Source organism: Sporosarcina ureae (assembly GCF_002109325.1).
GTDB classification, from domain to species: domain Bacteria; phylum Bacillota; class Bacilli; order Bacillales_A; family Planococcaceae; genus Sporosarcina; species Sporosarcina ureae_C.
Window position 1 is genome coordinate 1,044,621 of sequence record NZ_CP015348.1, and the last position, 25,877, is coordinate 1,070,497.

26 protein-coding genes and 1 tRNA gene are annotated in these 25,877 nt (G+C 42.9%); 8 read left to right on the top strand and 19 right to left on the bottom strand.

Annotated elements, in window-relative coordinates:
• The first annotated feature begins 341 nt into the window (after positions 1-341).
• The 5 genes from SporoP32a_RS05270 (at position 342) to SporoP32a_RS05290 (ending at position 4,712) form a co-directional block, all read left to right on the top strand.
• A complete protein-coding gene (locus tag SporoP32a_RS05270; RefSeq protein WP_085426955.1) occupies positions 342-1,082 on the top strand; it encodes a metal ABC transporter ATP-binding protein in 741 nt (246 codons plus the stop codon).
• A complete protein-coding gene (locus tag SporoP32a_RS05275) occupies positions 1,082-1,951 on the top strand; it encodes a metal ABC transporter permease (protein WP_085426956.1) in 870 nt (289 codons plus the stop codon). The genes SporoP32a_RS05270 and SporoP32a_RS05275 overlap by 1 nt, the downstream gene beginning before the upstream one ends.
• A gap of 61 nt (positions 1,952-2,012) precedes the next feature.
• On the top strand, positions 2,013-2,984 hold the full coding sequence (locus SporoP32a_RS05280; protein ID WP_085426957.1) for a metal ABC transporter solute-binding protein, Zn/Mn family: 972 nt from the start codon (positions 2,013-2,015) through the stop codon (positions 2,982-2,984).
• 133 nt (positions 2,985-3,117) lie between these two features.
• Positions 3,118-3,429, top strand: a complete 312-nt coding sequence (locus SporoP32a_RS05285; protein WP_085426958.1) for an ArsR/SmtB family transcription factor — start codon at positions 3,118-3,120, stop codon at positions 3,427-3,429.
• Positions 3,420-4,712, top strand: coding sequence for an arsenic transporter (locus SporoP32a_RS05290; protein WP_085426959.1), 1,293 nt, complete (start codon positions 3,420-3,422; stop codon positions 4,710-4,712). The genes SporoP32a_RS05285 and SporoP32a_RS05290 overlap by 10 nt, the downstream gene beginning before the upstream one ends.
• 153 nt (positions 4,713-4,865) lie before the next feature.
• Here SporoP32a_RS05290 and ehuA read toward each other — a convergent pair whose 3' ends face one another.
• The 5 genes from ehuA to SporoP32a_RS05315 all read right to left on the bottom strand — a co-directional run bounded on the left by ehuA (position 4,866) and on the right by SporoP32a_RS05315 (position 8,520).
• The gene (ehuA, locus tag SporoP32a_RS05295; protein ID WP_085426960.1) at positions 4,866-5,642 is read right to left on the bottom strand and encodes an ectoine/hydroxyectoine ABC transporter ATP-binding protein EhuA; all 777 of its coding nucleotides are present in this window, start codon (positions 5,640-5,642) and stop codon (positions 4,866-4,868) included.
• Between the two features lie 26 nt (positions 5,643-5,668).
• On the bottom strand, positions 5,669-6,352 hold the full coding sequence (gene ehuD / locus SporoP32a_RS05300; protein ID WP_085426961.1) for an ectoine/hydroxyectoine ABC transporter permease subunit EhuD: 684 nt from the start codon (positions 6,350-6,352) through the stop codon (positions 5,669-5,671).
• Entirely contained in the window at positions 6,352-7,011 is a 660-nt protein-coding gene (gene ehuC, locus SporoP32a_RS05305) for an ectoine/hydroxyectoine ABC transporter permease subunit EhuC (protein ID WP_085426962.1), read from the bottom strand. Before ehuC ends, ehuD begins: the two co-directional genes overlap by 1 nt.
• A gap of 93 nt (positions 7,012-7,104) precedes the next feature.
• Positions 7,105-7,992 carry an ectoine/hydroxyectoine ABC transporter substrate-binding protein EhuB gene (ehuB, locus tag SporoP32a_RS05310; protein ID WP_085426963.1) on the bottom strand — a complete coding sequence of 296 codons (888 nt, stop codon included), beginning with the start codon at positions 7,990-7,992 and terminating at the stop codon, positions 7,105-7,107.
• Positions 7,993-8,448: 456 nt separating this feature from the next.
• Positions 8,449-8,520 (bottom strand) — tRNA-Arg (locus tag SporoP32a_RS05315).
• A gap of 230 nt (positions 8,521-8,750) precedes the next feature.
• Between SporoP32a_RS05315 and clpP the strand changes: the two genes are divergently transcribed.
• The gene (gene clpP / locus SporoP32a_RS05320; RefSeq protein ID WP_085426964.1) at positions 8,751-9,347 is read left to right on the top strand and encodes an ATP-dependent Clp endopeptidase proteolytic subunit ClpP; all 597 of its coding nucleotides are present in this window, start codon (positions 8,751-8,753) and stop codon (positions 9,345-9,347) included.
• Positions 9,348-9,571: 224 nt separating this feature from the next.
• Positions 9,572-10,615 (top strand): IS30 family transposase, encoded by a 1,044-nt coding sequence (locus SporoP32a_RS05325; protein WP_420542311.1) that lies wholly within the window; start codon positions 9,572-9,574, stop codon positions 10,613-10,615.
• Positions 10,616-11,169: 554 nt separating this feature from the next.
• On the opposite strand, the gene SporoP32a_RS05330 is transcribed toward SporoP32a_RS05325, so the two are convergent.
• From SporoP32a_RS05330 to hprK, 13 genes are all read right to left on the bottom strand, one after another.
• Positions 11,170-12,447, bottom strand: a complete 1,278-nt coding sequence (locus SporoP32a_RS05330) for an IS110 family RNA-guided transposase (protein WP_085426965.1) — start codon at positions 12,445-12,447, stop codon at positions 11,170-11,172.
• A 299-nt stretch (positions 12,448-12,746) separates the two neighbouring features.
• Positions 12,747-13,004, bottom strand: a complete 258-nt coding sequence (locus SporoP32a_RS05335) for an HPr family phosphocarrier protein (protein ID WP_085426966.1) — start codon at positions 13,002-13,004, stop codon at positions 12,747-12,749.
• A gap of 49 nt (positions 13,005-13,053) precedes the next feature.
• Positions 13,054-13,980 (bottom strand): DNA-binding protein WhiA, encoded by a 927-nt coding sequence (gene whiA / locus SporoP32a_RS05340; RefSeq protein ID WP_085426967.1) that lies wholly within the window; start codon positions 13,978-13,980, stop codon positions 13,054-13,056.
• A gap of 41 nt (positions 13,981-14,021) precedes the next feature.
• On the bottom strand, positions 14,022-14,969 hold the full coding sequence (locus SporoP32a_RS05345) for a gluconeogenesis factor YvcK family protein (RefSeq protein WP_085428994.1): 948 nt from the start codon (positions 14,967-14,969) through the stop codon (positions 14,022-14,024).
• 22 nt (positions 14,970-14,991) lie between these two features.
• Positions 14,992-15,879 (bottom strand): RNase adapter RapZ, encoded by an 888-nt coding sequence (gene rapZ / locus SporoP32a_RS05350; RefSeq protein WP_085426968.1) that lies wholly within the window; start codon positions 15,877-15,879, stop codon positions 14,992-14,994.
• Positions 15,880-15,884: 5 nt separating this feature from the next.
• The gene (locus tag SporoP32a_RS05355) at positions 15,885-16,361 is read right to left on the bottom strand and encodes an 8-oxo-dGTP diphosphatase (protein ID WP_085426969.1); all 477 of its coding nucleotides are present in this window, start codon (positions 16,359-16,361) and stop codon (positions 15,885-15,887) included.
• A 204-nt stretch (positions 16,362-16,565) separates the two neighbouring features.
• Positions 16,566-17,519: a thioredoxin-disulfide reductase gene (trxB, locus tag SporoP32a_RS05360; RefSeq protein WP_085426970.1), complete on the bottom strand. Its 954-nt coding sequence runs from the start codon at positions 17,517-17,519 to the stop codon at positions 16,566-16,568.
• Positions 17,520-17,668: 149 nt separating this feature from the next.
• The gene (locus SporoP32a_RS05365; protein WP_085428995.1) at positions 17,669-19,192 is read right to left on the bottom strand and encodes a tetratricopeptide repeat protein; all 1,524 of its coding nucleotides are present in this window, start codon (positions 19,190-19,192) and stop codon (positions 17,669-17,671) included.
• A gap of 88 nt (positions 19,193-19,280) precedes the next feature.
• On the bottom strand, positions 19,281-19,802 hold the full coding sequence (locus SporoP32a_RS05370; RefSeq protein WP_085426971.1) for an acyltransferase: 522 nt from the start codon (positions 19,800-19,802) through the stop codon (positions 19,281-19,283).
• Positions 19,799-20,455, bottom strand: a complete 657-nt coding sequence (gene ppaX / locus SporoP32a_RS05375) for a pyrophosphatase PpaX (protein WP_085426972.1) — start codon at positions 20,453-20,455, stop codon at positions 19,799-19,801. Before ppaX ends, SporoP32a_RS05370 begins: the two co-directional genes overlap by 4 nt.
• Complete coding sequence (locus SporoP32a_RS05380; RefSeq protein WP_085426973.1) at positions 20,448-21,407, bottom strand: nucleoside recognition domain-containing protein; 960 nt, start codon at positions 21,405-21,407, stop codon at positions 20,448-20,450. Before SporoP32a_RS05380 ends, ppaX begins: the two co-directional genes overlap by 8 nt.
• Positions 21,391-22,212, bottom strand: a complete 822-nt coding sequence (gene lgt, locus SporoP32a_RS05385) for a prolipoprotein diacylglyceryl transferase (RefSeq protein WP_232319596.1) — start codon at positions 22,210-22,212, stop codon at positions 21,391-21,393. Before lgt ends, SporoP32a_RS05380 begins: the two co-directional genes overlap by 17 nt.
• The gene (gene hprK, locus SporoP32a_RS05390; protein WP_085426974.1) at positions 22,213-23,163 is read right to left on the bottom strand and encodes an HPr(Ser) kinase/phosphatase; all 951 of its coding nucleotides are present in this window, start codon (positions 23,161-23,163) and stop codon (positions 22,213-22,215) included.
• A 195-nt stretch (positions 23,164-23,358) separates the two neighbouring features.
• On the opposite strand from hprK, the gene SporoP32a_RS05395 reads away from it, so the two are divergent.
• Positions 23,359-23,916 carry an N-acetylmuramoyl-L-alanine amidase family protein gene (locus tag SporoP32a_RS05395; RefSeq protein WP_085426975.1) on the top strand — a complete coding sequence of 186 codons (558 nt, stop codon included), beginning with the start codon at positions 23,359-23,361 and terminating at the stop codon, positions 23,914-23,916.
• A gap of 814 nt (positions 23,917-24,730) precedes the next feature.
• Here the strand turns inward: SporoP32a_RS05395 and SporoP32a_RS05400 are convergent.
• Entirely contained in the window at positions 24,731-25,822 is a 1,092-nt protein-coding gene (locus tag SporoP32a_RS05400; RefSeq protein ID WP_085426976.1) for a DUF4097 family beta strand repeat-containing protein, read from the bottom strand.
• Between the last annotated feature and the right edge of the window lie 55 nt (positions 25,823-25,877).

A 25,877-nucleotide genomic window follows, 5' to 3' on the forward strand; every position in this document is an offset into this window, starting at 1 on the left:
TTACAGTTGAAATTAATTAACTGGTAGTAGTTGGGTGTATGTCTAGTTTCACTTTCATTTATAAGCATAGACTACTTTAAATATGATTCGTTTCTCACTACAATCATTGATACGGCTTGGAATTTATTTTCAACTAACTCTTTACAGATTATTTTTAGTAAGCTATACTATTAAAGTTGCACGAGGGAAAGAATATAGTCCTAATCATGCATTAGAGTTGCGTGAAGGAAACTATTGCTTTATATTAATAAATAAATTAACTACAATTCTACTCAAGTCATATATAATGGTGCTTTATTTTTTGCGTAAAAGTTGCACGAGGGAAAGAAGGAGGATACAGTATGATCGAACCGATAACAGTTAAACATATTAGTGTTTCATATGACGGCAATGAAGTCGTAAAGGATGTATCTTTTTCATTTGGAGCTGGCAGTTTGATTGGTGTGCTTGGACCAAACGGCGCGGGTAAATCCACGTTACTGAAAGCGATGCTCGGCTTGATCCACAAAGATCATGGAGACGTGAAAATCGGTAGCCAGACTGTGAATTCCATGCGTAAACAAATTGCTTATGTTCCACAGCGTTCCAATATCGACTGGAACTTTCCGATCATCGTAAAAGACACGGTCTTACTGGGTACCTACCCAAGAACCGGTATACTTAGACGTCCTCGTAAAGCGGATAAAGAATTCGCTATGGAATGTTTGAAGCAAGTCGGCATGGAAAGCTTCGCAAACCGTCAGATTGGTGAACTTTCAGGCGGACAGCAACAGCGTGTGTTCCTTGCACGTGCGCTCGCTCAAAAAGCAGATTATTTCTTCCTCGATGAACCATTCGTCGGAATTGACGTATCCAGTGAAGAAATCATTATCGGGATCTTACGCAAATTGCAAGCAGCCGGTAAAGTGATTTTCGTTGTTCACCATGATTTATCAAAAGTAAAAAGTTATTTTGACGAGTTGATTCTTATCAATAAAGAGTTAATTGATGCAGGCCCTACTAGTAAAGTCTTCCAGTCGGGCAATATGACGAAAGCATACAATCGTGAATTTATGATCGACGGCTTGGAGGTTACTATGTAATGGAGTTTATTCAAGATTTAATGACCTATAGCTTCTTGCAAAAAGCGTTGATCACTTCCGTTATGGTCGGCGTCATCTGCGGCGTCATCGGTAGTTTTATCGTTCTTCGCGGGATGGCACTAATGGGGGATGCGATTTCCCACGCGGTTCTACCGGGAATTGCCATTTCCTATATGCTCGGTATCAACTATTTCTACGGTGCTGTGTTGACGGGCGTTCTGACCGCATTCGGTATTGGAGCCATTTCTCAAAATAGTCGAATTAAAAATGACTCGTCGATCGGAATTGTCTTCTCCGCATTTTTCGCACTCGGGATTATCTTAATTACTCGGGCAAAAAGTGCGACCGATCTAACGCAAATTTTATTCGGTAACGTCTTGTCTGTCCGCACATCGGATATGTGGCTGACATTGATTATCGGATCTGTCGTTATTCTAGTCGTTGTGTTGTTCTTTAAAGAACTACTCGTTTCCAGTTTTGATGAAACGATGGCTGCAGCATACGGTTTAAAAACGCAGCTTATCCATTATACAATTATGTTTTTACTGACATTGGTTACAGTCGCTTCTTTACAGACAGTTGGCGTGATTTTGGTCGTTTCATTGTTGATAACGCCCGCTTCCACAGCGTATCTGTTAACGAATCGCCTATCGATCATGGTCGTACTCGCAGCATTCTTCGGTGCAGTATCTTCTATTATTGGTCTGTACTTCAGTTTCTTATACAATATGCCGTCAGGACCAGTTATCGCGTTGGCAGCAACAGCTATATTCATCCTGGCATTCCTATTCTCCCCTAAACAAGGGATTATCGTCAGCAAGATCCGTTCAAGAGCGAAACGCAAAGCGATTACAAATGCTACAAATTAAAGATTCAACCGCTGCGGCGGAAATATAAATTTATTATCCATAAAGGAGTAGAAACGATTACATGAAGAACTTAGCAAAGTGGCTGACATTGTCATTGCTCGCTGTATTTATGTTAGCAGCGTGCGGCAATGACGATAAAGGCAAGCAAGGCGCAGAAGACGGCGACAAAGCAGCGGAAACGGGTGACAAGTTGAAAGTCGTTACATCGTTTACTATCATTGCAGATATGGCACGTGAAATTGGCGGAGACTATGTGGAGGTTTATAACCTAGTACCCACTGGAACGGATCCCCACGAATATGAACCATTGCCAAATGATATTAAAGCCGCAACAGATGCGGACGTCTTATTCTACAACGGCTTAAACCTTGAAGGCGGAGAAAAAGGTTGGTTCTTCAAGATGATGGATTCCGTTGGACAGAAAGACGAAAACATCTACAGCTTGACTGAAAATGTTGAGCCTAAGTATCTTGGTGGCGATGATGGGCGTGAAGAAGAAATCAACCCACACGCGTTCATCGATCCTGCTGTTGGAGTGAAAATGGCAGAAGCTATGCGTGATGCTTTGATTGAAAAACACCCAACACATAGCGAACAAATCCATGAGCAAGGCGACAAGTATGTTCTACGCCTACAAGAGCTTGACGACGAATTCGCAGAGCGCATTTCTACAGTTCCTGAAGAAAATCGCGTGCTTATAACAAGTGAACGTGCATTCCAATACTTGAACGACCACTACGGTTTGAAAGAAGCATTCATTTGGGAAATCGATACGGAAGAGAACGGTTCTCCTAAACAAATCAAAGAACTTGTTCAGTATATTAAAGATCACAAAGTTCCTGTGTTATTCGTAGAATCCAACGTGGATACTCGTCCAATGGAAACTGTTTCCGAAGAGACCGGCGTACCTATTGCTGAAAAGCCGATCTACTCTGACGAAATTGGTAACCCTGGTGACGAAGTCGATACGTATGTAAAATATTTAACGTATAATATGGATCTAATTCATGACGAGTTGAGCAAAGAACGATAAACTCACGGTCAACCGACCTAATACAAAAAGGAAGTCACACTCCCCTGTGGCTTCCTTTTTTGTTTATAAAAAGTATTGTATATATAAGTCCGTGCTTATATGATAGTTGTACTAAAGAATAAAGGAGAATTATATGAATCCCGAACAAATGGAAAGGTATTTAAAAACTATCGGGGACCAATCCCGTTTACAGTTATTGAAAGCATTAGAAAACAGACCTTTATGTATTTGTGATGTACAGCCTTTACTCGATATTTCGCAGCCCGCTGTCAGTCAGCATATGCGCAGACTAAAAACTGACGAAATCGTATGCGATGAACGGCGCGGACGTTGGGTATACTGGTCACTCAATACGAGCCATCCCCACTATTCTTTACTGCTCAAATTATTGAAGTTATTACCGGTTCCTTCTATTGATCGACAGGAGGAGAGTCGATGCAAATAATAGTAGCGAGTTCGATTTTTCTACTCACGCTCATTTTCGTCATTTGGCAACCACGAAACTTATCAATCGGCTGGTCCGCAATTGCCGGTGCACTTCTTGCGCTACTGGCTGGCGTCGTCAGTTTCACTGACGTAATCGACGTAACAGCGATTGTTTGGAATGCTACATTAACATTTGTCGCTCTAATTATTATTTCGTTAATTTTGGATGAAATCGGATTTTTCGAATGGTCCGCTTTACATATGGCGCGTTTTGCCAAAGGTAGTGGCTTCAGGATGTTCTTGCTAGTCATCCTACTCGGCGCCGGTGTATCAGCTTTATTCGCAAATGATGGTGCGGCTTTGATCTTAACGCCAATTGTTCTTGCGATGGTGCGTGCGCTTGATTTCAAAGAGAAGATGATTCTCCCCTTTGTCATGGCCTCGGGATTCATTGCGGACACCACGTCACTGCCTCTCGTTGTCAGCAATCTCGTAAACATCGTCTCCGCCGACTTCTTCGGTATCGGTTTTGCCGAATACGCAAGCCGGATGATCATTCCGAACTTCTTCAGTCTAGGCGCAAGCATTCTCGTGCTGTTTATCTATTTCCGGAAATCCATTCCAAAACGTTTTGATGAAAAGTTGCTACGTACACCCGCTAGCGCCATTCGAGATCACAAGATGTTCCGGATTTCATTTGTCGTACTCGGCACCCTACTCGTAGGCTACTTCATCAGCGAATCAATTGGATTACCTGTCTCCTTCATTGCCGGTTCGATTGCGATTGTATTCTTATTGATCGCGAGAACGAGCGATGCAGTAGAAACCAAAACCGTAATCAAAGGCGCACCTTGGGCAGTCGTGTTCTTCTCAATCGGAATGTACGTAGTCGTCTACGGTCTGCGCAACGTAGGACTGACGTCTGTATTGACAGGATTGATCGAGTGGACGGCTGGACATGGTTTGTATGCCGCAACGATCGGCATGGGCTTCATTGCCGCAATTCTGTCGTCGGTTATGAATAATATGCCGACTGTTATGATTGACGCATTAGCCATTCAAGACGCTGCAGTTCCACCAGATGTGCGCGAGGCATTGATCTACGCAAACGTTATTGGATCAGACCTCGGTCCCAAAATGACACCTATCGGCTCACTTGCGACGCTGCTGTGGCTGCACGTACTGTCCCTAAAGGGCGTACGTATTTCATGGGGCTATTACTTCAAAGTAGGAGTAGTTCTGACCGTGCCTACGCTGTTGATCACGTTGACTGGGTTATGGTGGTGGCTGACGGTTTCTTGAAGGTAGTGAGAGTACGGTTAAAATTGAAATGAGTTAACAGATAGTAGCTGGCAGGGTGTTGGGGTAGGGATTTGCGCTTCGGAAACACTACTTAAAAACATTGATCTACGTAGAAAAGGATGTCCCAAACAACTTGGGACATCCTTTTTGTTATTATCGATTATTCGTAAAGCGTCCCAAGAAGTCTTGCAGTCGCTCGCTTTCAGGATTCAGTAAAATCTCGGACGGCGACCCTTCTTCCTCGATCACACCTTCATTCAAAAATACTACACGGTCTGCAATGTCGAGTGCGAAATCCATTTCATGTGTCACGAGAATCATCGCCATCTCGCCTTCTTTCGCAAGATCACGAATCACCTCAAGCACCTCGCCGACGAGCTCTGGATCTAGTGCAGATGTTACTTCGTCAAACAACATTACTTGTGGACGCATCATTAGCGCTCGCGCCATTGCGACACGCTGTTTCTGACCGCCTGACAGCTGCGATGGGAACAGTTCAATCTTGTCACCAAGACCCACTTTCTCCAGCATCTCCACTGCCGTCGCCTTCACTTCTGCCTTGCTTTCGTTCTTAACAAGTACAGGTGCCAGCATGCAGTTGTCGAGAATGGTCATATGCGGAAATAGGTTAAAATGCTGGAACACCATCCCGATATCCCCACGAATGGAACGTAGATGTTTTTCATCCGCTGTCACCCACTCGCCTTTTTTCTGCATCATCCACAAGTTTCGGCCATTCACTTCAATGACGCCTGAGGTAGGTTCTTCAAGTGTCATCAACAGACGAATGATCGTCGTTTTACCAGAACCACTTGGCCCGATGAGCGCGACTTTTTCGGAAGGTTTGATATCCAAGTCGATACCTTTTAACACTTTCGTCTCTCCGAATGATTTATGCACGTCTTTATATTGTACGATCGGTTCCACGATCTAATCCTCTCCTTCATCTTCATTCATTACGCTAACGTCTTCTTATCGAACCGACGATTGTATTTCTTCTCTAATTTATTGATCAATAATGCAGATGGGTAGCTCACTAATAGGAAGAACAACGCCACTACAGTTAATGGCTCAACGTATTTGTAGTACTGCGCTCCGTAGTCGTTCGCGATATGTAACATCGCCACTACACCAATTGTTGAAGCTAGTGGTACTTCTTTGAACATGATAATCAAGTAATTTCCGAGCATCGGTATAGTCGGTGGAATCGCTTGCGGTAAAATAATTTTTGTCCACTTTTGACGCGTCGATAGATTGAGTGCAGTCGAAGCTTCCCACTGCCCTTTATCAACGGACTCAATACCTGAACGATACACTTCAGACATATACGTACTGAAATGAATACCGAGACCTAAAATTGCGGCTACAAATGGATTGAGCGAGACGCCTACAACCGGCATCATCGGCCATGCATAGTAGATGAAGAATAGTTGTACGAGTGGCGGTGTCGAACGGATAAATTCCGCAATCCAACCGAACAACCAACGCACAGGTCGCCAAGGTAATCGACTAATGAATACCCATACGAAACCAAAGACCGCAGCGAATAAGTAGCAAGCAAGCGTCAAACCGACTGTAATCCATAACCCTTTAAATATCAGTGGAATAACGGAAAAGAATACATCCCAACTCCAAGTCATCAGCTAGCCACTCCTTTCTTCGATACGCTCTCCATCTTTCTAGTGAAGAAAATCATTGGCAACGCAATAATAAAGTACATGACGAGTAAAAGTACGTAGACCATCGGAGATTCCGACAAGTGCGTGCTTCGGTAAATATTCCCGTAATATAGCAAATCAGTTAAACCGATCAACGAAACCAAAGATGTTGCTTTTAAAATTTGAATTAAATAATTTCCGTATTCAGGTAGCATCATGCGTAGGGCTTGCGGAAGAATAATATGACGCATGCGTTGAAACTTCGATAGGTTCAACGCAATAGAAGCTTCTGTCTGCCCAGCAGCTACGGCTTGAATAGACCCTCGTACAATTTCAGACATGTACGCTCCATAGTTTAAGGATATTGCTAGCACGGCTACCCATATATCGCTACCTAGGTGAATATTGAATAAACCGGGTAACGCATAAGAGAACCAAAACAGCTGTACGATCAATGACGTGCCACGGAAAATCTCCACGTAGAAACCAGTGAACCCTTTAATAAGGGGATTCGTATTGACACGTGACAAGCCCGCGACGAATGCGATGATACTCGCACAGATAATCGATAGAACTAGCACTTGCAGCGTAATGCCTAACCCTTGTACAACAGTGGAAAAAATATCGGGTAAGGAACTCACAAAACCACTCCATTATAGTTGTTTTTATAACTAGTATTTCGTTTCTCAAATTAAAAAGGTCATGCCGCTGTTGGGCATGACCCGGTTGTACATTTAGTAGTTATCGCCGTTACATACACTTTCCGTCGTAATGTCGTCTTCTACTATATTCATTTCTTCAGTGAAGCCAAATGGTTCAATCAACGCTGCGATTTCGCCATTATCCTTCAATTTCTGTAATTCTTCGTTATATGCTTCACGTAATTCATCATCATCATTTGAGAATGCTGCGGCACCAAAGCTTGGTACTCCTTCAATGTCTGGCTGTTCGAAATCTGTAACAAATTCAAGTTTTTCATTGTTCGCAGATTCAAGAGCCATTTTGATCGTCATTTCTGTACCTGTTGTCACTGCTGCACGCCCTGATTCTACTGCTGAGAAAGATGCAGGAATATCAGGAACCATCATGATCTGGTCTTCAGCAATCCCTTCACGAATCATGAAGTCCTTCTCTGTTGCGCCACTCATCACTGCCACTTTGACGTCTGGGTTGGCTGCGATATCTTTATAACTCTTTAAGTTCATAGGATTTCCTGTCTCAACGATCAAGCCTTCACCATATTTAATTTCCGGCTCTCCAAATGAAACACTTGAACAACGGTCCGGCGTAATAGCCATACCCGCCGTGATGACATCATATTTTCCTGCGCCCAAGCCTGGGATTAATTGACCGAAATCAGACAGTTGACCATCTACCTCGGCCACACCCAAGTTTTCAAAGACCGCTTTGGCAATAGCGACCGCTGCACCTTGCAATTCTCCGTCTTCTTCATACGCATACGGTTTCTCATTGGCAAAGCCGACTTTGACAACGCCCTTTTCTTTTAAATTATCTAATTTGCTACCATCTTTACTGCCAGATGAATCTGAATCCCCATTCCCACAAGCCGCTAGTAACACAAGCAGCATCACCGCCAAAACACTTATCGCCGATTTCTTCATAATTCTCCTCCTTGATTTTTTTATCAAACTAATAATAAGTTAGTTGCTAGATTACCATAGTAAAATAATAAGTTCAAACCTCTTTTGACAATTTGATTATCTGTATATAAATGGAATAAACTAACGAAGCTTGTCGTGATAGCGTTTGCACGCATTAAATTTTGTTGTATTTAGCGGAAAAATATATTTTTTTCTAGGTGGAAAGACAGGTTTCCTATCTTTTAAATGAATATTCATTCGTTGTTCTTTTTTCATGTAAAAGAATTGCCTTATTAATTAAATCAAGTAAATCATTATAAATCATTTTTGAATAAGGCTATTTGTAAATAATGAAGTTTAAAAGAAGGTCTATCTGGGGAAAATGTAGAATAGTAAGTCGTGAGTAATAGAAACTCAACACAAAAAAGCGTTTGAACATAATCGCTACATGCGAACTGTTCAAACGCTTTACTATGATGCCCTCGGCGGGAGTCGAACCCACATTTTGAGCTTCGGAGGCTCACGTGCTATCCATTGCACCACGAGGACGAAACATGTATGATCAAGCTTTAGCTATGATAACTCCACTACAGAAAGAACTTTTCTTCTGTAAGAGACATCTTCCATTGTATCTTAGAATATAATGAAAAGCAATGTGTATTTTTAAGGCAAATGATTTGACCTTTGTTGACCTTAATAGGTAAAATACAGTTATAGTTGAAATACAAACTGATTTCAACCGAACGAATATTATGAAGTAATTAAAGGAGGAAGTCTAATTGAATCTAATTCCTACAGTTATTGAACAAACAAACCGTGGTGAGAGAGCGTACGACATTTACTCTCGTCTATTGAAAGACCGTATTATCATGTTGGGTAGCGGCATTGACGACAACGTAGCCAACTCTATCGTTGCACAATTGCTCTTCCTAGAAGCTGAAGATCCAGAAAAAGACATCTCGATCTACATTAACAGCCCAGGTGGAAGCATTACAGCAGGTATGGCGATCTACGATACAATGCAATACATCAAACCAGACATCCGCACAATCTGTGTAGGCATGGCAGCATCAATGGGTGCATTCTTGCTAACAGCCGGTACAGAAGGCAAACGCTACGCATTGCCAAACGCAGAAGTCATGATTCACCAACCACTAGGTGGCGCACAAGGTCAGGCAACTGAAATCGAAATTGCCGCAAAACGCATCTTGCACCTACGCGAAAAACTAAATCAAATCCTAGCAGATCGCACTGGCCAGCCAATCGACGTCATCGCAAAAGACACAGACCGCGATAACTTCATGACTGCCGAACGCGCAAAAGAATACGGCCTAATCGACCACGTTCTAGAACGCAACGAAATCGAAAAGAAATAACAACTACAGGTTGTCGCAGAAAGCCAAAAGGCCTTCCGCGACAACCTTTTTATTTTGTGTTTTTATATGAGTTCGAGTTTGAGTTTGAGTTTGGGTTTATTTTGGTTTTGATTTTGGTTGGCCAATTGTACAATCAAGTTAGCCACCTAAATCCAAACAAAAAAATGCCACTATAAAATTCGTGTATCATTGAAGTTGCGAGACTAACAATGAGAGGAAGTTTTATAGTGGCACAACTTGAGAGTACCATACAAAACCGTAAAAATAAACACCTGTCAGCTTTTGAGCGCGGTCAAATCGAGGCGCTTCACAAGGATGGACATACCAACCGAGAGATCGGTAGACGCTTAGGACGCGTTCATCAAACCATCGCGAATGAATTAAAGCGTGGAACCACAATCCAACTCAAAACTGGACGCACATCCTATACAGCCTATTTCGCTGAAACGGGACAGGCGATATATGAACGAAATCGACTTCAGTGCGGCGCAAAAAGTAAGCTGCTTATGGCCAATGAATTTGTCAATTTCGCGTGTGATAAAATCCTAGATCAGGACTGGTCACCAGACGCAGTCGTCGGGTTTACAAGCCTTCAAGAAGAGTGGAAAGACCGACCTACTGTGTCCACGAAAACCCTGTATAACTACATTGATTTAGACGTATTACGCGTTCGAAATATAGACTTGCCGATGAAACTGAGACGGAACACCAAAGTGAAACACATCCGAAGAAACCGTCGTATTTTGGGCATGAGCATCGCTGAACGTCCCGTTGAAATTGAAGATCGTCAAGAATTCGGTCATTGGGAAATTGATACGGTAGAAGGACAGAAGTCTGATGACAACGCATTATTGACGCTCGTTGAACGTAAAACGAGAAACTATTATGCCATCCTCCTAGATGATCAAGATCATGATTCGGTGGACTTTGCGATCAACCAGTTACGACAGGATTTTGGTGAGCTGTTTTCTCAAGTATTCAAAACGATTACGTCGGATAACGGCAGCGAGTTTTCTAATCTGACAAAGAGTCTTCAAGGTGTTACTGACGTCTATTTCGCTCGTCCATATGCACCGTATGAAAGAGGATCTAACGAGCGACACAATGGTCTGCTCAGACGATATATTCCCAAAGGAAAAGCAATTTCTGATTACTCTACAGAGTCTATTCAACGTATTTATCAGACACTGAATCAGTTGCCTAGGAAGATTTTGAACTATCGACAGCCATCCGTTTTGTTTGAAGAAGAGTTGGCTAGGTTAGCATAGTATTTCCAAAACTAACCCGTTAATTGAGGGATCACATTCCCCTTCATACATACACTGGATTTTATCTAAGTGGCTAATTTAATATTGCAATTTAGGTTTGATTTTGGTTTAATCTTCACAACACAAATGTATCAGCGTTCTAACTCCAAAAAGAGACACCAGTTGGTCGTAGTGGAAGGCGGCGACTCCCTCTTGAAAAGGTGATGATGACAAGGCTTGTCGCATTATTCTATTGACCCAAAAAGAATTTATATGACTAGTAAAGAGAATCGTCTACCTGAAAGTACATACTTTTGTAGATACTGTAAGTAAAGGATAACGCTGCGCTACCAGTTACAGAAACTGTTAATTTAATATGGCATGCACTATGGATCTCCAAGTACCTTATGATGACGAACCCTCCCACATCTCTTAGCGTCATGCGCTGACATTCCTTCGTTCGGTCTATCATAAGTTGGAGGCCGGCGAGATGCTCCCGATGAGGCTCGAGGCCTAATGTACGCCGCTGGTGCCAGCTTCTCCGTGTCATGAATAGAAGTTTCAGAATGCCAACCTCATGCTACTAATTGTAAACAGTGAAGGTCCGCAAGCATTTGCTCACCATCAAATTTCCGCTTTTTTGTACACATGGCATGAAGAACCTTTAGTAATTTGCTACATAACACGACCATCGACTCCTTCTTACGAAGGGGATTTTGAGGTCGTTGCGTATAATACTGATGAAGCTTCATAAAGGCAGGGTTGTTTCTAAGGATTGGATGCATTGCTCTGAATAAAATAGCCCGTAATCGTCTTCGTCCTCGTTTTGATATCTTCTTCATTCCCTTATGTTTACCAGAGGAATTCTCATGTAACGTAAGTCCCGCTAATTTAATTAATTGGCGTGGACTTTCAAAGTCAGTAAAACTTCCAATCTCCGCTAAGAGACCGGAAATAGTTCTACGGGAAATTCCCGGAAATGAAGCGAGATATTCATAATCAGCCGTTTGGACAATTAAGGATTGTATTTCCTCTTCAATCATCGCAAGTTCTTCCTCGAGTAGACGGTATTGGCGAATGAGACATTGTATCTCTCGTTTAGCTCCCCAAGGAGCCACGGTGATGCCAATGGATGTCTGAGCTACCTCAATGACTTTAGCTGCTATTTTGGGTCGCCTTTGCTTCATCTGACTCGCTTTCGCGCATTGATCCGCTAAATCAGCTGTTGTCATATTGACCAGCTCTGCAGGCAACGGGGTTGTCTCCAACACACCTAGAACCATGGCTCCAAAATCTGAGAATACCTCGAATAGCTCAGGGAAGTATTTATCTACCCATCGATGAATTCTGTTTTTCAGAATGGTGCGGTCGTCTATTAAAGTTTGCTCAAGCGTGAAACAGGAACGAATATTTGCTGCTTGATCCCGAAGAAGCTTCGGATATGAGAAACGACCATCTTTCATTAGCCGTGCGATCGTCAGAGCGTCTTTCTTATCGTTTTTGGTTTGCAGATTATCATCTAATTCCTTAACTTTCTTCACATGCATCGGATTGATAACGACCAGTGGTATACCGTAGTCCTCTAGGAAATATGCTAAATTCAACCAGTAATGTCCTGTAGGCTCCACGCCCACTATCACATGCGATTTATCGAATTCTTTCATACCCTCTAGTATTTCTTGATAGAACTGTTCAAACCCTTTACGCGTCTGTTTAACGAGAAATGCTTTTTTCAAAACACGTCCACGTTCATCGACAAAGGTTGCGTAATGATTATGTTTAGCAATGTCGATACCTATCACTAATGTTTGTTCTGTGACTTGATTAATTTTAGTATTTTCTTTAGAATTCATGTGAGTCCTCCTGGGTTATAATTAGGGGTCAAGCCGTCGACGCCTTGACACCCCGAATCATACCAAGGGGACTTTTCTATTTCAATAGGGTTCCACTAACCAAACAGGAATGCTCCCGCGGGAATAGCATGAGCCTTGAGACCCCGCAGGTAGCGAAGCGGACGAGGAGGCTCAAGCCATGCCCGCAGGAAAGCGTCCGCCTGGAACGGAGACCAACGGCTTCTCCACGTACCCCCTTATTAAGTCAGAACAAAAAAAGATGACGAAACCTCAAAAGGTCATCGCCACCCATATCCAACTCACTGCTCCACTTCGACTAAATCAGCCAAATTCTGAAGGGCCAAATCCTCATCAATCCCGTCCGTAATCAACGTGATCTCCGTTCCCTTCGCAATCGCCAAACTCATAATCCCCATAATGCTCTTCGCATTCACCTGACGACTATCCTTCTTCAAATAAATATCAGCCGTATACTTATTGGCCTCCTGTACAAACAACGCTGCCTGTCGCGCTTGCAAACCAGGCTTAATTCCTACTATTACTGTTTTTTCTACCATATTGTGTGCTCCTTTTCTTCCTCTTCTCATGAAGGATCTACTAGTAATTTCAACGTAACCGATCTGCAATTTCTTCAATTTTACGCAGTCTATGATTGACTCCCGACTTACTGACCGTTGCACCCGTCACCAGCTCGCCTAGCTCTTTCAATGTCACATCTTGATGCGCAACACGTAATTGAGCAATCTCTTGCAAACGTTCTGGTAATTGATCCAAACCAATCGTGCGCTCAATCAACTTAATATTTTCAACTTGTCTTTGTGCCGCTCCGATTGTTTTATTCAGATTGGCCGTTTCACAATTCACCAATCGATTCACACTGTTTCGCATATCGCGCATGATCCGTACATCCTCAAACTTCATAAGGGATACATGTGCGCCGATGATGCCTAGGAAATCGGATATCTTTTCAGCTTCTTTCAGATAGGCGATAAATCCTTTTTTACGCTCGATAGACTTTGCATTCAATTGAAAACGATTCATCAACTCGACAAGCGATTGACTATGTTCCTGATAGCTCGAGAAGACTTCCAAATGATAAGAAGACGTCTCCGGGTTATTAACGGAACCTCCTGCCAGGAAAGCTCCCCGTAAGTACGCGCGTGCACAGCAGTCTTTTTCAATTAGCTGTGGATCGATCGTATTGATCATTTGAAAATCATCCGTCATAATCGATAATTCTACCAATAAATGCTTGGCCCCGTCACGGATTCTGCAAATATATACATTATTTTTCTTAAGACGCATTTTTTTTCGTACAAGCAATTCCACTTTATACGGATATAGCGCCTTCACGTTCGAATACAGACGACGCGCAATAGAGGCATTTTCTGTTTGAACGTCGAGACTCAGTTGTTTATTTGAAAAAGACATGACACCATTCATACGGATGAATGCTGCAATTTCAGCTTTCGTACAGCAATCATCCGCTTCAATCTGCGTCAATTCTTTTTTCGTTTTGGATGCAAAAGACATGATATTCCCCCTCTTCGGCGATTTTCATATCTATCCGCCTTCTACGTTCTCTCTATATAGCGCATCAACATGTCTGCTACTTCCGTCGTTTTATGCATAATCGTTCCATCTACAATTGTCGCGATTTCCTGCACAAATACTTCGGGTACTAGCGCTTGCAGTTTTTCTAAATCATTCTCCACAAGCCATGGCTCTTCTTTTTCACCGCGGTTGTGCGTGCGTCTGAACGCTTCTGCATTATTCACCAGTACCGCATCGAGGAAAGGTGCTCCAGCATGGTCATAGAGTGCCTGCACGTGCTCAGAAGCGGTGTAGCGATACGTTTCACCACGTTGCGTAGTTAAATTGCCTACATATACCTTTTTAGCGGTGCTTTCGATAATCGCATCACGAATATCCTGCACTAAAAGAGTTGGCAAAGTACTAGTATACAAGCTTCCCGGTCCAAAAACGATTAAATCTGCATTTTTTAGCGTATCGGCTGTTTCTGGCAATGGTTTTACATCTTGTGGCGTGATGAAAACATTACGAATTTTTCTTCCATAGAGAGGAATTTTCGATTCACCTGTAATAATTGAACCATCTTCAAGCTCTGCATGCAAGGTAATTCGCTGATTTGCTGCAGGTAATACTTTCCCCTTTATATTCAGCACAACGCCCATCTGCTCGACTGCACGGGCAAAATCTCCAGTGATGGTCGTGAGGGCGGTAAGCATTAAGTTCCCAAGAGAATGCCCCTTTAAACCATCTGATCCTTCGAAACGGTGTTGAAACATTTTCTCAATCATCGGCTCGACATCTGAAAGCGCTGCCATAACCTGTCTTATATCTCCGGGCGGTGGGACATTGTACTGGTCGAATAAACGACCCGAACTGCCCCCATCATCCGCCACCGTGACAATAGCTGTCAACTGAATCGGATACCGTTTTAATCCGCGAAGAATCGTAGATAACCCCGTACCGCCACCGAACACAACGATTTTTTTCATAGTAGTGGATTGCATATTTATGTCAACCCTTTCTTTTTTCAACATCCCGATGCGATACGTATGTCGGGTAGTCCTCTTTAAAGACACCTTTAAAGTATTCAGCAAGTGTAACAGAACGATGTTGACCGCCAGTACAGCCGAATGCAATGACCGCTTGACCTTTACCTTCTTGTTTATACTGAGGTATTAAGAACTTGAATAAATCTGTTAGTTTTTCGATTAATTCTTTCGTATCTGCCCATTTCAATACGTAGTCTGATACTTCATGATTCAAACCTGTCAACGGACGCAATTCTTCTAAATAGAACGGATTCGGTAAAAATCGTACGTCGAATACAACATCTGCATCGATCGGCATACCATGCTTAAATCCAAATGATACGAAATTCAATGTAAATTTCGGCTCACCCGCTTCAGAAAATTCACGTGTGATTTTCTCGCGCAATTGCTTTGGCTTTAATTTCGATGTATCAATAATCGAACGCGAAAGTCCTTTTAATTCTTTTAGCAAATGACGCTCTTTGCGAATTCCTTCGAGCAACACGCCACCTTCAGACAATGGGTGTGATCTGCGTGTTTCTTTATAGCGTTTCACAAGTGTTTCATCATCTGAATCCAAGAATAACAAACTTGTTTTCACATCTTCCATTTTGAATAATCCGTCGAGTGCGGCAATCAAAGAATCAAATAAACTTCCCCCGCGTGTATCCATCACGGCTGCAATCCGTCTCATTTGATTATCCGACTTCATCATCAAATCCAGGAACGTCACAAATAGTTCCGGCGGCAAGTTGTCTATGCAATAGAATCCCATATCTTCAAAGCATTGCATAGCGACTGTCTTACCTGCACCTGACATACCTGTAATTATTACGACTTCATATTCATTTACCGCTTGTGGCTGATCCATAAATGTTATTCACCTTCCGTCGATTGTTGAAGCGACTCCCGCAAGAAGCGGAATTGCTCTGTATAATAGAACGTTCCATACTGCGTACCTTTTTGACTGACAGCAAAGAGAAGATTCTTGCGGTCTCCTTCTGCCATTGGCAATGTATGCAAACTGTCCAGTGGATGCCATTCCAGTTCACCTTCTACGGTGGTCTTCAATAATTCTCCAGAATAATCATGGGCAACAAATGTGAAGAGCAACCATTCATTCAGTAATTCTTTCCCTTCATCATCCATGATCATCATCGTATATACGCCTTTTAAATGTGGTGCGATAGCGTGCGCTCCGGTTTCTTCAAGAAACTCCCGACTAGCTGCTTCATAAACAGACTCACCTTCATCGATTTTTCCACCCGGTGCCACATACCAACCGCGTCTTGGCTTCTTCAGTAAAAGGACTTGACCGTCTTTCACCACGAGCAAATTAGCAATTTTTTGCATATGTAGTTCCCCACTTTTCAAGTATGTAGTTATAGTATACAATGCTTTCAATGAAAACGATAAAAAAAGGTGACTATTCACGGAAGTTTATACCGCAAATAGCCACAAAGTTGCTATATTATGAAAAGGGGGTCTTTCTTCTTTCTATTATCCCCCATCTATATTGCAAGACGATTACATATACGTTACGAATTCATGACCCGTTTATGCTTTCGCTTCTACTTCCTCCATCAACTCTTCAATGTACTTCTGAGCTGCTTGAGCTGCAATACTTCCGTCTCCTGTAGCTGTCACGACTTGACGCAATAATTTCTCGCGCACATCACCTGCTGCAAAGATACCTGGAATTTTCGTTTCCATAATGTCATTTGTTTCAATATAGCCGTTTTCATCCAAAATGCCGAGATCTTTGAAAGGTTCTGTGATTGGGTCCAATCCGATATAAACGAACATACCTTCAGTTTCCATTTCACGTTCAGAACCGTCTTCAGTAGAAACTAGCGTGATGGAACCAATCTTACCGTCTTTTTCATTTACTTGCTTAACCGTTGAATTCCAAATGAAATCAATCTTTTCATTCGCAAACGCACGCTCTTGGACGATTTTTTGTGCACGCAATGTATCGCGACGGTGGATAATCGTTACCTTGTTAGCAAAACGCGTTAAATATGAACCTTCTTCTACCGCAGAGTCACCGCCACCAATGACGACGATATCTTTGTTACGGAAGAATGCTCCGTCACATACCGCACAATAACTTACGCCACGGCCAGTTAGTTCTTCTTCACCTGGTACACCGATCTTGCGGTATTCTGCACCCGTAGTTAAAATAACTGCACGCGCTTTATAACTCTTCTCGCCTACATGAACCGTTTTGAATTCACGGCCGTCTTCGATTTTCGTTACGTCTCCGTAAGCATACTCAGCCCCGAAACGTTTCGCATGATCGAACATTTTAGTTGAGATGTCCGGACCTAAAATACTTTCAAATCCAGGATAGTTCTCAATTTCTTCAGTATTGGCCATCTGACCGCCTGGCAAGCCTCTTTCTAGCATCAATGTAGACATATTTCCACGTGATGTATAGACAGCTGCTGTCATCCCTGCTGGTCCTGCTCCGACTACGATTACGTCATATACCTTTTCTTCCATTGTCATAGTGATTTTCCTCCTTCAAAGTACGCATCCCTTGGTTTTCATCGACTTCACCAAAGATTTTATCTGGCTCGCAGATAAAACTATCGCTATATAAAATCGTACGAGAAATACACTTGAATATCAACTTAAATGCAACATCTGTTTGATACTTAGTCCTTTGTTTGTGGCAAGAATTCGATCAGTTCCTGAATATACTTCGAAAGTGTTGCAACAGAGACGCTATAATTTTCTGCAATAGACTTCTTTGTGACTTTTTCAAAGTGTGCCGTTTGGAACATATAGTCCACAGCTGCAGCGATTGCCTCTACATTACTGAACGCATATTTCTTTTCCAGTGCATTATCACATAACGTAAACCACATTTGAAATAGCTGTACGCCTTCTTCATCCAGCGGTTTATACTCTTCATACAATACGTCACAAATCGCCAAAGCTTTTTTCAATGCCTTTTCAAACGAATTGCTCGCCTTGAATGAATATTCTAAGCTGTGCGCTAAGAAAAGTTGTTCTGCGGCACTTAACTTTTCAACATCTATATAGCCTGGATGCGAAAGAATCTCTTGTAAATGTGAGGATTTTCCTAGCAAGTACAGTCCGAACATTCTCTCACTGCGATAAGGATTTGAGACTTTCTCGATCAAGAACGGTACATCCTCTTCATAGGAATCCGCGTCCAACTCTTCGTCCAGTGATTTCCAAGGTTCGAACCCTTCCTTCGTGGGATCCAGCTTCAGCAAGGCCTCATTAGCTTGCTCCGCCACTTTGCGATGACCTGTAAAATAGGCGGCATTTGCTAGCCAGAAGTAATACCCTACATCTCCTTCAAATCCACGTTTCTGCAGACTACGGAGCCAGTGATACGCTTCCTCATAACGACCTGTCAGCGCAAACGTCGCACCCAGTTTATAGCGCTGCTCGAATTGATAAGGTTTAATCTTCGACAAAAGCTCCATCATGCTTTTCAGGCGCTCTTCATCTCGGTTGTAATAAAAGAACACAGCCAAGTTGCAAAGCGCGTGGATATTACCTTTCTCTTCACGCAACACATCATATAAAATCTCCTCTGCGTGCTTCTCTTTACCAATATAAAAATATGCTAGCGCCAAATTATTATGGACGGCCCATGTTTTCGGATAATCCACAAGCAAATCTTCTAGCACTTCAATCGCTTCTTCAAAATCCCCTTGCTCCATCATACGTCGCGCTTTTTCTTGTATGAATACTACTGCGCCATCAAGTTGTTCGCCTTCTTCAACGAACATTTCTTCTTGATCAGCGAACTCAGATATTTCATGTGCTTCTTCCACAAATACGCCATCTGGTGCCATACCAACATACTTCAATGCATATTGTTTCGCTTCACGTAATAAACCTAAATGTGCGTGAACTTCTGCTAAATAGAATGTCGTTTCTTCATTATTTGGATCTAGATCATCAGCCGTTTGCAGCAGCTCATATGCATCTTCAAAACGTCCAACTTCCATAATGAATACACCATATTCCATATGTGTCAGTGCATCATCTGGATTTAGATCCAGTGCACGTTTATAGTATTTTTCAGCGTCGGAAAATTGTTCTCGTTGCATAGCTTGCATAGCGCGTTTACGATAAAAATCACCGTCAGGCAAAAATGATATAATTTTATCTTTTATAAATCGTTGGTTGTTTTTCAATCGAACTCCTCCGAAAAAGTAAGAGGAACGCACTTGACGTCCCCCTGCAATGTATCCTCTAGTATACCACAACTACTTAGCCCGTCATTCATTTGCTTTCACGCGCTGCACGTTCCGCCATTTGTTCGGCAGTATATATAATGCGCACTGGATTTCCACCAGCAAATGTACCAGCAGGAATATCCTTATTCACGAGTGAGGCAGCAGAAACAATTGCACCATCGCCTATTTTGATGCCTGGCAAAATCGTCGTATTGGCGCCAATCAGCACATTATTACCTATTTCCACGTCACCAATTCGGTATTCATCAATCAAATATTCATGCGCTAAAATCGTCGTATTAAACCCAATGATGGAATTTTCACCAACAGAAATTCGTTCCGGAAACATGACATCCGGCACGACCATCAGCGCGAAAGCCGTATGCTTCCCGACTTTCATCCGCAAGAACAATCGATAGAGAACATTTTTCCATGAAACAAACGGAGTGTACCGCGCAATCTGGATGACGATGAAATTCTTAGCTACTTTAAAAATCGAGACCGTCCGATAAATATGCCAAAGTGAATTTGCATCTCCTTTAGAAGGATGCCGCTCGGTGCGTCTCATAATTTGATTCCCGCAGTGACTTTCAGTAAATCGGACATATGCTGCAACATGTAGTCAGGTTTGAAAGTCTGCAAATACTCTTCCCCTTTTAACGCCCATGCAACAGCCGCCGTTCGTACTCCTGCATTTCGGCCACCGAGTATGTCATGGAAGTTATCGCCAATCATCAGTGATTCAGCAGGTGTCCGCCCTAGACGTTCTAATGCAAGTAATAATGGTTCAGGATCCGGTTTAGGCTTTGTCACATCATCCAGTCCAATCACCGTTTCAAAATAAGGCGTGATCCCAAGAAGATTGACCCCTCTTTCTACCATGTCACGCTTCTTCGTCGAAACGACCGCCATCTTCAAGCCTAGGTCATATAATTTGCGAAGCGTGTCTGTCACGCCTTCGAATTCCGTTACATAGTCATCATGATGTGCTAAATTCCATTCACGATACTCATGGATCAATTGATCGGTCATATCCGGCGCAATCGAGGAAAACGTATCATGTAACGTAGGTCCGATAAACGGTAACATCTCTTCCCGTCCGAAACGTCCAGGGAAATGCTTCTCAAGGACATGTTCAAAAGAAGAGAGTATTAATTCATTTGTATCAGCAAGCGTTCCATCAAAATCAAATAATAATGTAGTAATCGGTTGATTAGTCAATAACAGCTTCCCCCTTCTCTTTCGGCTGCTTCCATAGAATACTCACTGAAATAGTCAGTACAATGGCAGTTACAAGCCGAATGATCAATAATGGCCAAATTGGTATACCCAGTGGTAGGAATAATAGTGTATCCTCAATCACCGCATGGCATGCCATCAAGAATATAAACGCTAATGTAATATCCCGTTTTGATACGCCGTCTTCCTGCACTGCCTGAATCATGACCCCAGCACCATATGCCAATCCAATCAATAATCCCGCAACGAGTGTCATCGACGCATTCGGCTTCACACCGATCAATTTCGTAAACGGTGCCAAGCCATTCGAAAAACGCTCCAAATAATTACGGTCTTTCACATATTGCACAAACAACATGAGCGGAATAACGATCAACGCCAGTTGCAACACACCAAATGCTGCCTTTTCAAGTCCCAGCAAGAATATTTGTAAAAATCCTTCTGGCACGACTTCCGCTTGCGGTGTCAGACCGTATTGTGCGATTTCATTGCCACCTGTCCAAAACAGATTAATGAGTACACCCGCCAGCACAGCCAATCCAAGCCGTACGACGAGCACCATCCATAGCTTAACGCCTACTTTTATGGCGACAGCTGTTTCAATGAACAGATTATGCGCAAAACTAATCATGACAGCGATGATAAATACTTCTTTAACAGTTAATTCCAATGAAATGATACCGGCAATTCCAGCGTATAAGTTTAATGCGTTCCCAAGCACGAGCGGCACGGCTGCTTCACCGCGTAAACCGAAAAGATGCATAATAGGTTCAACTAATTGAACAAGCCAAGGTAAAATAGGTGTGAACTGCAAGATGGTCACGAGTAATGTAATAGGGAAAATAATCTTACCGAGTGACCATGTCGTTTTCAGTCCAACTTGCAAACCGTCTTTCAACGTACTGGATAACGCAATATTATTTTTGTTTGTCATTATAGTTCTCTTTTACTTTCATTACATACCTGCGATACAGCAAGATTGCGATCCCTATGACAACTCCTGCTACAGATACTAACTGCGCTGCACGTAGACTGCCGATCACATACAGACTATCCGTTCGCATTCCTTCAATGAAGAATCGACCGATTGAATACCAGATGACGTAAAACAAAAACACTTCTCCACGTTTCATCTTCAGCATTCTTCGGATCACTAAAATCAAAATGAGTCCAACTACATTCCATAACGACTCATACAAGAATGTTGGGTGATACGTGATCCCATCAATCGTCATTTGATTCATAATCCAATCAGGAATGATCGTACTTTCTTTAAACGCTTCTGAAACCGGTCCGCCATGAGCTTCCTGATTCATGAAGTTCCCCCAGCGTCCGATAATTTGTCCAATCAATAAACCAGGTGCCGTAATATCTGCAACTTTCCAAAACGACACGCCGCGCTTCCTACAGAAAATCACAGCTGTAATGACTGCACCGATTAACGCACCATGGATCGCAATTCCACCATTCCAAATTTGAATGATTTGCTCTGGATGATCCTGATAATAATCCCATGTGAAAATAACATAGTAAATTCGTGCACTGATGATAGAAATAGGAATTGCCCAAATGAGCATATCCGTTAGTAAGTCAGGGTGCATTCCCCGCTTCAGCATTTCTCTTTGCACAATCATAAACCCTAAAATAATTCCGAGCGCGATCAAAATACCGTACCAGCGAACTTCTAAGCTGCCAATACTGATCGCGACTGGGTTAATCGCTAGCATGGATACATTCACTTAGTCGCGCCCCTCTTCTTCTAATAGTTCCGCATTGTCTGCGATCGCTTGATCCAAACGCTTAGTAAACTCTTCTGCAGCATTAATTCCAAGACGTTTCATTCGATAATCCATCGCTGCTACTTCAATGATGACGGCGATATTCCGCCCAGGTCTTACCGGAACGGACAATTTTGTAATTTGCGAATCGAGAATTTCTACTTTCTCTTCATCAATCCCAAGACGATCATAATGCTTCTTATCATCCCAAATCTCTAAATCGACCGCTAATAATACACGCTTATCATCTTTCACCGAACTCGCACCGAACAACGTCATCAAATCAATAATACCGACACCGCGAATTTCCAGCATATGCTTCAACAACTTCGGTGACGTTCCGATCAAGATGTTATCGGATACTTGACGAATCTCGACCGAATCATCCGCTACTAGTCTATGCCCTTTTTTAATGAGCTCTAACGCCGTTTCACTTTTCCCTACTCCGCTGCCACCCGTGATTAATACTCCGACACCATACACATCGACAAGCACGCCATGAACTGTCGTCATCGGAGCGAGTTGTCCGACCAAGTAATTCGTCAGCATACCCGAAAACTGAGTCGTCTTATAATCCGTCCGCAAAACAGGAATATTTTTCTCCCCTGCCAACTGGCTCAACTCTTTCGGACCTTTTTCACCATGAGCAATAATGAACGCTGGCGTATCGCTCGAACAAAGTCGCTCCAAACGCTTTCTGCGCGTGATAGCTGGTAAAGTTTCAAGGAAGGACATCTCCTTACGTCCAATCAACTGCACACGTTCTGCAGGATAATAATCAAAATAACCAGCCATCTCAAGTCCTGGCCGTGAAATATCACTCATTAGAATTTGCTTATGAATGCCCTCGTGTCCAGCAATCAATTCCAATCCGAAACGATTCATAATATCTTCTACTGTTAATTCACCCATGAAATCCCTCACTCTCTGCTACAATGAATAAACTCTTTACGTCATTGCTAAATCATCGTTTTTTTACTTATGTAGCTATCATTCAACCCATTTTACCATGAAGGAAACGAAAAGAAATGGATTACTCCTTGTTCTATACATCCTTTTTGTATCCTTTTCAAAAGTCTTCTCTATATAGAGGATAAAGGAGAGTGGATGGAATTGACACTAATTATTCTCGACGCAGGTCATGGACCGGATACACCCGGTAAACGCACACCTGACGGAAAGCTGCGTGAGTATCATTTTAATTCGGCAGTAGCTGCACTTGTTGGTGGACTTTTAACGAAGGAAGGTCTGACAGTGAAGTATACGCATGACTCTTCACGCGACGTGCCGTTAAACGAACGAACGACTTCAGCGAATCAAATGAAAGCAGATGCATTTATCTCAATCCACGCAAACGCATTCGGCAATGGCTGGCACACGGCACAAGGAATTGAAACATATATTTATCCACAAGCCAGCAAAAGTTCCGCAACGCTCGCTTCAGTCGTGCAGAAATCCTTAATCTCCGCTTGCCAACGTCCCGACCGTGGCGTAAAAAAAGCCAACTTCGCAGTCTTACGCGACACCAATATGCCTGCAATTCTAGTAGAGTGCGGCTTCATGTCGAACCAGACAGAAGCCGCGTTATTGCAAAGCAAAGCCTATCAACACCAATGCGCACGGGCAATTGCTTTTGGGGTTTTGTGTTGGGAGTATGGGCGGTGAATGTTGCTGGGGTGGGGGGGCTGGAGGGAAGTAGCGGGCGATAGGCTATGAGCGGATACGGCGTGGCTTAGAGCACTCAACTCATTTCTATGAGCGGATAAAACCCGGCTTAGAGCACTCAACCCATTTCTATGAGCGGATAAAACACAGCATAGAGCACTCAACCCATTTCTAAGAGCGGGTAAAACGCCGCTTAGAGCACTCACCCCATGTCTATGAGCGGATAAAACACAGCATAGAGCGCTTAACGAGATTCATTGAGCGACAGCAAGCGTCTCCCACTCGAGGATCAAAGATAGATGGCGCGGCGCATAGTTTGCGTGAATACTCAGTGTCACACCGCGAGCTTAGAGCGGTCACGTGCTTTAATAGAGCGGATCACGTGTCACTATGAGCGAATACAAGACGCAATAGAGCAGATCACTTCATGGATAGAGCGCTCGCGTGGATGCATAGAGCGATTATCGAGATTCATTGAGCGACAGCAAGCGTCTCCCACTCGAGGATCAAAGATAGATGGCGTGGCGCATAGTTTGCGTCAATACTCAGTGTCACACCGCGAGCTTAGAGCGGTCGCATGGCTTAATAGAGCGGATCACGTGTCGCTATGAGCGAATACAAGACGCAATAGAGCAGATCACTTCATGGATAGAGCGCTCGCGCGGATGCATAGAGCGCATAAACGGATTCATTGAGCCCCCTTCTCTTTCTCGCCCTCCCCCCTTTGAAGTAACCTCCACCCCCCACCTACTAAATAAACAAAAAAACACCTGCACCGCCATAAAAATGGCCATGCAGGTGTTTACTTATTCTATCAACCCATATCAACAGAGTTATAGCGAACCATAACAGTGCCTGTCTTAGACTCGCCCGTAACATGTAGCGGCTCTTTCGTCTCGTCTACCCCACTCTTGCTGAAACGAATAGTGCGATGCAAGAACTGCTCTTGCTCCTCTACACGCGATACATCCTTTAACTGCAAGTCGAGCTTACCCATGTTGGAAGTAATCTCTCCTTTAACACCTAAAGTAGATGGGAAGTAAATTTCCACTGTACCGCTAATCGACTTCGCTTCCATTCTCTTGGCTTCAGTAGAAGAAGTCGTCAACGTCACATTGCCATTTAGAGATTTCGCATCTATATCTGTGATAGCGCCATCTACATAAACACGGCCGTTCAATGTTTCAGCTTCTAGTTTTTCACCAGTTACTTTCAACATACGAATCATACCGTTTGCCGTTTCGAGCTCGGCTTCATGGAATGTAGTATCAGCGCACTCGATTTTCCCATTCGCTGTTTTAATTCGTAGATCTTTGAAGTCCACACCTTCAGCAGAACATCCGCCATTCAACAAACGTACAGAAAGTTTACGATACGGTGTTGTAGCCGGTACGTATAAATGGACATTCACTTGCAACATCTTCAAATCGCTACCGATACGTAGTTTGTCGCCGTCTTTTACAAACAATAATTTTTCAAGGAACTGGCTTAGGGCGCCTGCTTCTGAATCATTATTGAAATGCTTCACGGAAAACTTCGCCATGATCTCATCATTGTCTGAAGGATGAATTTCCACATTACCATGATCGATATGGATGATGATTTCTTCGATGTCTTCTGCAGATTTACTTTCTGTATGTGTGAAGGAAACCGACTTGCTGAATGGTGCTTCGAAATCGAATTCTTTCACACGGTGTACAGCCGTATCCATAAATTGCATGAAGCGGTCACCTGCTGTGACGAATTCTTTGCGGATATCTTCGAAGAAAGCATCAGCTGATGAACTTTCTTCTGCTGTTCCTTGTTCAGTTTCTTTACCCATGGCTTCCAGTAATCTCAATGCTTCATCAGCCGTGATTTTACCATCTTCTAGCAACGTAAGTATTCGTATGCGTTCATTTTGCATTTCTGGATTCCTCCTCGTTTTGAACAATCTTTTCAGTACCTATCTATTTATACGG

What these genes read in the sequence shown, in the direction of transcription:
- SporoP32a_RS05290 (WP_085426959.1), top strand. Translation starts at nt 3,420, where the DNA reads ATGCAAATAATAGTAGCGAGTTCGATTTTTCTACTCACGCTCATTTTC.
- hprK (WP_085426974.1), bottom strand. Translation starts at nt 23,163, where the DNA reads ATGGGTGAATTAACAGTAGAAGATATTATGAATCGTTTCGGATTGGAA.
- SporoP32a_RS05280 (WP_085426957.1), top strand. Translation starts at nt 2,013, where the DNA reads ATGAAGAACTTAGCAAAGTGGCTGACATTGTCATTGCTCGCTGTATTT.
- SporoP32a_RS05345 (WP_085428994.1), bottom strand. Translation starts at nt 14,969, where the DNA reads ATGAAAAAAATCGTTGTGTTCGGTGGCGGTACGGGGTTATCTACGATT.
- SporoP32a_RS05380 (WP_085426973.1), bottom strand. Translation starts at nt 21,407, where the DNA reads ATGACAAACAAAAATAATATTGCGTTATCCAGTACGTTGAAAGACGGT.
- whiA (WP_085426967.1), bottom strand. Translation starts at nt 13,980, where the DNA reads ATGTCTTTTGCATCCAAAACGAAAAAAGAATTGACGCAGATTGAAGCG.
- SporoP32a_RS05270 (WP_085426955.1), top strand. Translation starts at nt 342, where the DNA reads ATGATCGAACCGATAACAGTTAAACATATTAGTGTTTCATATGACGGC.
- SporoP32a_RS05335 (WP_085426966.1), bottom strand. Translation starts at nt 13,004, where the DNA reads ATGGTAGAAAAAACAGTAATAGTAGGAATTAAGCCTGGTTTGCAAGCG.
- SporoP32a_RS05395 (WP_085426975.1), top strand. Translation starts at nt 23,359, where the DNA reads ATGGAATTGACACTAATTATTCTCGACGCAGGTCATGGACCGGATACA.
- SporoP32a_RS05355 (WP_085426969.1), bottom strand. Translation starts at nt 16,361, where the DNA reads ATGCAAAAAATTGCTAATTTGCTCGTGGTGAAAGACGGTCAAGTCCTT.
- ehuD (WP_085426961.1), bottom strand. Translation starts at nt 6,352, where the DNA reads ATGACTTGGAGTTGGGATGTATTCTTTTCCGTTATTCCACTGATATTT.
- SporoP32a_RS05370 (WP_085426971.1), bottom strand. Translation starts at nt 19,802, where the DNA reads ATGAGACGCACCGAGCGGCATCCTTCTAAAGGAGATGCAAATTCACTT.
- SporoP32a_RS05330 (WP_085426965.1), bottom strand. Translation starts at nt 12,447, where the DNA reads ATGAATTCTAAAGAAAATACTAAAATTAATCAAGTCACAGAACAAACA.
- rapZ (WP_085426968.1), bottom strand. Translation starts at nt 15,879, where the DNA reads ATGGATCAGCCACAAGCGGTAAATGAATATGAAGTCGTAATAATTACA.
- SporoP32a_RS05275 (WP_085426956.1), top strand. Translation starts at nt 1,082, where the DNA reads ATGGAGTTTATTCAAGATTTAATGACCTATAGCTTCTTGCAAAAAGCG.
- trxB (WP_085426970.1), bottom strand. Translation starts at nt 17,519, where the DNA reads ATGACAATGGAAGAAAAGGTATATGACGTAATCGTAGTCGGAGCAGGA.
- ehuB (WP_085426963.1), bottom strand. Translation starts at nt 7,992, where the DNA reads ATGAAGAAATCGGCGATAAGTGTTTTGGCGGTGATGCTGCTTGTGTTA.
- SporoP32a_RS05285 (WP_085426958.1), top strand. Translation starts at nt 3,118, where the DNA reads ATGAATCCCGAACAAATGGAAAGGTATTTAAAAACTATCGGGGACCAA.
- SporoP32a_RS05400 (WP_085426976.1), bottom strand. Translation starts at nt 25,822, where the DNA reads ATGCAAAATGAACGCATACGAATACTTACGTTGCTAGAAGATGGTAAA.